The sequence below is a fragment of the Micromonospora sp. NPDC005553 genome, from assembly GCF_042871765.1.
Classification (GTDB): domain Bacteria; phylum Actinomycetota; class Actinomycetes; order Mycobacteriales; family Micromonosporaceae; genus Micromonospora.
In genome coordinates, this window is sequence record NZ_JBIAJD010000005.1 from 667,115 (window position 1) to 673,690 (window position 6,576).

The window sequence follows — 6,576 nt, forward strand, 5'->3', positions numbered from 1 at the left end:
GAGGGCCGATCGGAGTCTGCGTCGGAGCGTGTCGCCAGGTCACTAGTCGCCGGCCGCCGCAGCGGCGACATGTCGTCAGGTGGACAACTGACATCCACCGACCGTGTGCACCACCGTCACCGGCGGCTGCCACGCCAACCGTGCACTGGCAGACCGAACTTGGCCACCAGCCGGTCGGTGAACGGACGGGGGCGCAGCCGCACGATGCGCACCGGCAGGGCACCCCGACGCACCGTCACCCGCGCGCCGGGCGGCAGGTCGTAGACCCGACGCCCGTCGCAGGAGAGCACGGCGAGGGTCGTGAACGGGTCGACCGTGATCACGAAGGTGGACGTCGGAGCCGTCACCAGCGGGCGGCTGAACAACGCGTGCGCGCTGATCGGCACCAGCAGCAACGCCTCCACCTCCGGCCAGACCACCGGGCCACCACCGGAGAACGCGTACGCGGTGGAACCGGTGGGGGTGGCGCAGACGACACCGTCGCAGCCGTACCGCGACAGCGGCCGGCCGTCCACGTCGACGAGCAGCTCCAGCATCTGGGCCCGCTCGCCCTTCTCGATGCTGATCTCGTTCAGCGCCCAGGACTCGATGGTCGGCCCACCGTCGAACTCGGCCGTGACATCCAGGGTCAGCCGCTCGTCGACCGTGTAGTTGCGACTCACGACGTCGCGCACCGCGACGTCCAGGTCGTCGATCTCCGCCTCCGCCAGGAAGCCCACCTTGCCGAGGTTGATGCCGAGCAGCGGCGCCTTCGCGGGTCGGGCCAGCTCGGCGGCGCGCAGGAAGGTGCCGTCCCCACCGAGCGCGAAGACGATCTCGGCGCCCTCGGCGGCCTGCGGGCCGCCGACCGGCACCACGCCCGGCAGGTCGAGGTCCTCGGCCTCGTCGGCGACCACCCGTACCTCGAAACCGGCGTCGATCAGGTCGGCGGCGACCGACCGGGCGTGCTCCGTGCTGCGCCGACGACCGGTGTGGGTCACCAGCAGCGCGGTCCGGCTCATCGGGCCACCCGCCCACGCCGAACCGGGCCGCGTCGCGTCACCGGCGCCGACACCTCGGCCCGGCCGCGTGTCACCGCCCGGCCCACTGCGCCACCCTCACTGCGCGCGTTCACCCTGCGACCTCCTCCGCCGCCACGTCCGGCACCGCGCCGGCCGTCGTCGAGCCGTCCGGCCCGGCCGCCACCACGGCCCGCACCCGCTCCGGGTCGGCCGCTGGTGCGCCCCGGCGCAACCATACGAAGAACTCGACGTTGCCGCTGGGCCCGGGCAGCGGGCTGGCCGCCACGTCGGCCAGCCCGAGGCCGAGCCGTGCGGCCGCCGCCGCCACGTCCAGCACCGCTTCGGCGCGCAGCTCCGGATCGCGGACCACACCGCCGGCACCGACCCGGTCCTTGCCGACCTCGAACTGCGGCTTGACCATCAGTGCCAGGTCACCGTCGTCGCGGGTGCAGCCGGCCAGCGCCGGCAGCACCAGTCGCAGCGAGATGAACGACAGGTCGGCCACCGCGAGATCGACCTGGCCGCCGATCGCGTCCGCATCGAGGGTACGGACATTCGTGCGCTCCAGGACGCGGACCCGCTCGTTCGTACGCAGTGGCCAGGCGAGCTGCCCGTAGCCGACGTCCACGGCCACCACCTCGGCCGCGTCGGCGCGCAGCAGCACGTCGGTGAACCCACCGGTCGACGCTCCCGCGTCCAGGCAACGCCGCCCGGCCACGTGCAGCCCACCGGGGGCGAACGCGGCCAGCGCGCCGGCAAGCTTGTGCCCGCCTCGGGAGACGTACTCCTCAGCCGGGTCCGCACCGGTGACCAGGAGCGGGTCGGCGGGGTCGACCATCGCGGCCGCCTTGCGGGCGACCACGCCCCGCAGCTGGACCCGGCCGGCCTCCACCAACGCGGCGGCCTGCTCACGGGAGCGGGCCAGACCGCGGCGGACGAGTTCGGCGTCCAGCCGGTTACGACGTGCCATGGGTGGTTCTCCGGTCTGCTCAGGCCTGGTCGTCCCGCTCAGGTCTGGTCGATGGTGGCGAGGGTTTCCCGCAGCGTCTCGTAGGCCGCCTCGTACTGGGCGATCTGGTCGGCGGGAGCGAGCGTCGCCGCGTTGGCGATGGCCCGCACGGCGGCGTCCACCGCCGGATGCCGTGCCTCGTCGTCCCCGAGATCCAGCGGCGGTCCGGGGCGGGCACCCACCGGCGGGCCCGGGCGGGCCGGGAACGACCCGCCAGCCGGCGGACCGGGCCGGGCCGGGAACGACCCGCCGGGCGGCGGTCCGGGCCGGGTCATTCGGCGTCGTCCGGCCGCTGCCTGCGAATCGCCGCCTTCTTGGCGGGCATCACAGCCGGCGTCGGGATGTCCTCATCGGCCGTCCGGCTGACGGTCGCCGGCGCCTTCTTGGCGATGGCCTTCTTGGCTACCGCCTTCTTCGCGACGGCCTTCTTCGCCACCGGCGCGGAGACCGGGGCGCCGGCCGAGGCGTCGGACGGCACGAGACCGGTGCCGGGTTTCGCGGCCACGGTCGGGTCGGGTTGTGGCGTGGGGCCGGCGGTCGGCGCTCCGGCCGGCTCGGTGGACCGTGCCTCCCGCAGCTGCCGCTCCAGATCGTGCACCCGCCGGGTCAGCTCGGCCACCTCGTCGGCGGTGGCCAGACCGACCGCGCCGAGGGCCCGGTCGACCTCGAAGCGGACCAGCTTGGTCAGCGCCTCCCGGTTGGCGGCGCCGGTGGTGACCAGTTCCTCGCCGAGGGCCTGGAGTTGGGCGGCGGTCGCGCCGCCGGAGCCGACGAGGCGACGTGCCACGTCCTGGGCCTTCTTCCGGGGCGCCTCCGTAAGGCCCATGGCCAGCTCGAGGTAGGCGCGCCACGCGTCCTGCATGCCTGAGTCCTTCCACGGGGCGGGGTGTGCAGGTGTCACGCTACCGGGCACCCCCGACCGACCCGTGCGGTACGGTGCCGAGGACGGCGTGGCGATCACCGAGGGGGAGATGTGGCCAGCGTGGACGAGTGCCGGCAGGCGTTGCAGGAGCTGGCCGCCCGGTTGGATCGCAACGCCGAGACCGTGCGCGAACGGATCGACCTGGACCGGACGCTGGCCTGCCGGATCACCGACCTTGACACCGCGTTCCACGGCCGGATCACCGGCGGCCGACTGGTCGAGCTGACCGACGGCGACGACCCCAAGGCCAAGATCGCGCTGAGCACGTCCAGCGACGACCTGCTCGCCCTGGTCCGTGGCGACCTGGACGTCACCGGCGCGGTGACCTCCCGCCGGGTGTCGATCAAAGCCAACCCGTTCGACCTGCTCAAGCTGCGCAAACTGCTCTGACGACCGCCCGGCTCACGCCGCCGCGGTCAGACCGAAACTCTCCACCGCGTGGGCCGCGTCCGAGCCCACCGGACGGATCTTCGGCAGCGCCGGCACCGACGCCGACCAGGCCACCGCGCAGAGCGCCGCGAGGGCGTCCAGCGGCCGACCGGCCCCGGCCAGTTCCAGCGTGCCGTCCCGATCGGTCACCGACCAGCCGCCAGCGTCCGCCGGGCCCGGGACCCGCACGGCGGCAGCCGGGTCGAAGAGCCCCGCCAGGTCTTTCGCGACGTACGTGGGACGTTGCCGCGGCTCGGCGGCCAGCAGCTCCGGTACGCCGTGCACGCCCGTGAGCACGAGCAGGCTGTCCAGCCCGGCCCGGCGGGCACCCTCGATGTCGGTGTCCAGCCGGTCACCCACCACCAGGCTCCGCCCACCGCCACTGCGCCGGGCAGCGGTCTCGAACAGCGCCGGCTCCGGCTTGCCGACCACCACGTCGGGGTCTCGCTCCAGTGCGGTACGCAGCACGGCGACCAGCGACCCGTTGCCGGGCAGCGGTCCCCGCCCACTGGGCAGGGTCCGATCGGTGTTGGTGGCGATCCAGATCGCACCCGCCCGCACCGCCAGCGACGCTTCGGCCAGCTCGGCCCAACCGACCTGCGGGCCGTACCCCTGCACCACCGCCGCCGGCTTCTCATCGGCCTGGGTGACCGGGTTCAGGCCGACCGCGCGCAGCTCCGCGCGCAGCGCCTCCGCGCCGACCACCAGCACCGACGCGCCGGCGGGCAGCCGGTCACGCAGCAACTCGGCCGAGGCGGCAGCGGAGGTGAGGACCTCCTCCGGTCGGGCCGGCACGCCCATCCCGGTCAGCAGGTCCGCAACCTCGCTGGACCGGCGCGACGCGTTGTTGGTGGCGTACGCCACCGCCCGTCCCTCGGCGTGCAGCCGGGCCACCGCGTCGACGGCGCCGGGGATCGGCCGGTCGATCAGGTAGATCACGCCGTCCAGGTCGAAGACGACCAGGGTGTACCCGTCGACCAGCCGTTCCCCCACGCCCGCGCTCACCGCTGCGTCGACCCCGACTCGTCGTCCCGGGCCGGCACGGTCCCGTCGGCGTTCGCCGCGTCGCCGGTCGCCGCGTCACGGTCCGTCACGCCACTGTCGCCAGTGGTGGCCGCGTCGGCGTTGCCGCTCTCGGTGCGGTGACGGTCCTCGTCCTCGTCGTCGAAGCCTTCGTCGTCAGCGGGGCGGCCGACAGCGTCGTCCTCCTCGTCGTCGTCGAAGTCCTCGTCATCGTCGTCGTCATCGTCGTCATCGTCGTCGACATCGTCGACATCGTCGTCATCGTCGTCGTCGACATCGTCGTCATCGTCGTCGTCGACATCGTCGACATCGTCGTCGTCGACATCGTCGACATCGTCGTCATCGTCGTCGTCGACATCGTCGTCGTCGACATCGTCGTCGTTCGTGTCGTCGGCCAGGTCGGCGTCGGGTCGGGCCGGCACCGCGCCGGGAGCGCCCGGGCCTGCGGCGATCTCCTCGGCGGCCTCGTCCTCTTCGTCACCCTCGATGACCACGCCGTCGAGTTCGAGCAGCCGCTCGGCGGCGTCGGTCTCGCCCTCGGTGTCCACGTCGGCCGCGCGGGAGAACCATTCGCGGGCCTCCTCGCGCCGACCCACAGCGAGCAGCGCGTCGGCGTAGGCGTACCGCAGTCGGGCCGTCCACGGCACGGTGGCCTCGTTGGTGAGGTCCGGAACCTGGAGCATCGCGACCGCGGCGTCCTTCTGCCCGAGGTCACCACGCGCGCCGGCGGCGACGATCAGCAGTTCGATCGCCACGGCCTGGTCCAGCTTCTCCCGGTCCGCGCCACGGAACAGGTCAATGGCCCGCTCCGGCCGGCCGAGAGCCCGCTCGCAGTCCGCGAGCACGGCCAGGTGGCTCTGCAGTCCGCTCATCCGGTGGTACGTGCGCAGCTCGGCGATCGCCGACTGCCACTCTCCCGCCCGGTACGCGGCCAGACCGACCGCCTCACGGACAGCGGAGATGCGCGACGCGAGCCGCCGGGCGGCCAGCGCGTGCGCCAACGCCTCGGCCGGGTTCTCGTCGATCAGCTGCCCAGTGGCGACCAGGTGCCGGGCCACCGTCTCGGCGACCGGCTTGTTCAGCGAGAGCAGCTCAGCGCGGACGTCCTTGTCGAGGTCGGTCGCGACAATGTCGTCCGGCAGTGCCGGGGCCGAGCTACGCCCGCCCTCGGACGGCTCGGAGCCACCCACGCGGTCATCGCGACGGAACTCCCCCTCGCGACGCGGCCGCTCGTCGGACCGGAAACCCCCGGTACGCTCGCCGCCCCGGTAGCCGCCCTCGCGGTCGCCGCCACGGAAGCCACCCTCACGGTCGCCGCCCCGGAAACCACCCTCACGCGGGGCGCCTGAGCGCGAACCATCACGGTCCCCGCCCCGGAAGCCACCTTCGCGACGGTCACCGCCACGGAAGCCACCCTCACGGGGAGCGTCCGAGCGCGAACCGTCCCGGTCGCCGCCACGGAAGCCGCCCTCACGGCGGTCGCCGCCACGGAAGCCACCTTCGCGGTCGCCGCCACGGAAGCCACCTTCACGGTCGCCGCCACGGAAGCCACCTTCGCGCGGCGGGCCGGAGCGAGTGCGGTCACCACCCTGGTAACCGCCCTCACGGCGGTCACCACCACGGAAACCACCGTCGCGGTCACCACCGCGGAAACCGCCTTCACGGGGAGCACTGGAACGCGAGCCGTCACGGTCGCCGCCCCGGAAGCCACCCTCACGGGGAGCACTGGAACGCGAGCCGTCACGGTCGCCGCCCCGGAAGCCACCCTCACGGGGAGCACTGGAACGCGAAGTGTCACGGTCACCGCCCCGGAAGCCACCCTCACGGCGGTCACCACCACGGAAACCACCGTCGCGGTCACCGCCCCGGAAACCACCCTCACGGGGAGCACCCGAGCGCGAACCATCACGGTCACCGCCACGGAAACCGCCCTCACGGCGGTCACCACCACGGAAACCACCGTCGCGGTCACCACCGCGGAAGCCGCCTTCGCGACGGTCACCGCCGCGGAAGCCACCCTCGCGGTCGCCGCCACGGAAGCCACCCTCACGCGGCGGGCCCGAGCGCGAACCGTCGCGGTCACCACCGCGGAAGCCACCTTCGCGACGGTCACCGCCGCGGAAGCCACCCTCGCGGTCGCCGCCACGGAAGCCACCCTCACGCGGCGGGCCCGAGCGCGAACCGTCGCGGTC

The 6,576-nt window shown here is 73.7% G+C and carries 7 protein-coding genes and 1 pseudogene; 1 reads left to right on the plus strand and 7 read right to left on the minus strand.

All coding sequences use genetic code 11. The features are described from left to right. Window positions 1–116: 116 nt before the first annotated feature. From ACFYPG_RS23930 to ACFYPG_RS23945, 4 genes are all read right to left on the minus strand, one after another. Window positions 117–1,001: an NAD kinase gene (locus ACFYPG_RS23930; protein ID WP_355008441.1), complete on the minus strand. Its 885-nt coding sequence runs from the start codon at window positions 999–1,001 to the stop codon at window positions 117–119. Window positions 1,002–1,110: 109 nt separating this feature from the next. After that, window positions 1,111–1,971, minus strand: coding sequence for a TlyA family RNA methyltransferase (locus ACFYPG_RS23935; RefSeq protein ID WP_387353922.1), 861 nt, complete (start codon window positions 1,969–1,971; stop codon window positions 1,111–1,113). Window positions 1,972–2,009: 38 nt separating this feature from the next. Then, complete coding sequence (locus ACFYPG_RS23940) at window positions 2,010–2,285, minus strand: hypothetical protein (protein ID WP_355008439.1); 276 nt, start codon at window positions 2,283–2,285, stop codon at window positions 2,010–2,012. Continuing rightward, complete coding sequence (locus ACFYPG_RS23945) at window positions 2,282–2,872, minus strand: hypothetical protein (protein ID WP_355008438.1); 591 nt, start codon at window positions 2,870–2,872, stop codon at window positions 2,282–2,284. The genes ACFYPG_RS23940 and ACFYPG_RS23945 overlap by 4 nt, the downstream gene beginning before the upstream one ends. 111 nt (window positions 2,873–2,983) lie before the next feature. On the opposite strand from ACFYPG_RS23945, the gene ACFYPG_RS23950 reads away from it, so the two are divergent. Beyond that, window positions 2,984–3,322: an SCP2 sterol-binding domain-containing protein gene (locus tag ACFYPG_RS23950; protein WP_355008437.1), complete on the plus strand. Its 339-nt coding sequence runs from the start codon at window positions 2,984–2,986 to the stop codon at window positions 3,320–3,322. 12 nt (window positions 3,323–3,334) lie between these two features. On the opposite strand, the gene ACFYPG_RS23955 is transcribed toward ACFYPG_RS23950, so the two are convergent. The 3 genes and pseudogenes from ACFYPG_RS23955 to ACFYPG_RS23965 form a co-directional block, all read right to left on the minus strand. Then, window positions 3,335–4,366, minus strand: coding sequence for an HAD-IIA family hydrolase (locus tag ACFYPG_RS23955; RefSeq protein ID WP_387353923.1), 1,032 nt, complete (start codon window positions 4,364–4,366; stop codon window positions 3,335–3,337). Between the two features lie 412 nt (window positions 4,367–4,778). Continuing rightward, a pseudogene (locus ACFYPG_RS23960) lies at window positions 4,779–5,442 on the minus strand (hypothetical protein); the annotation flags it as partial. Between the two features lie 20 nt (window positions 5,443–5,462). Continuing rightward, window positions 5,463–6,576 (minus strand): hypothetical protein (locus ACFYPG_RS23965; protein ID WP_387353924.1); only part of this gene is annotated, 1,114 nt, incomplete at its 5' end.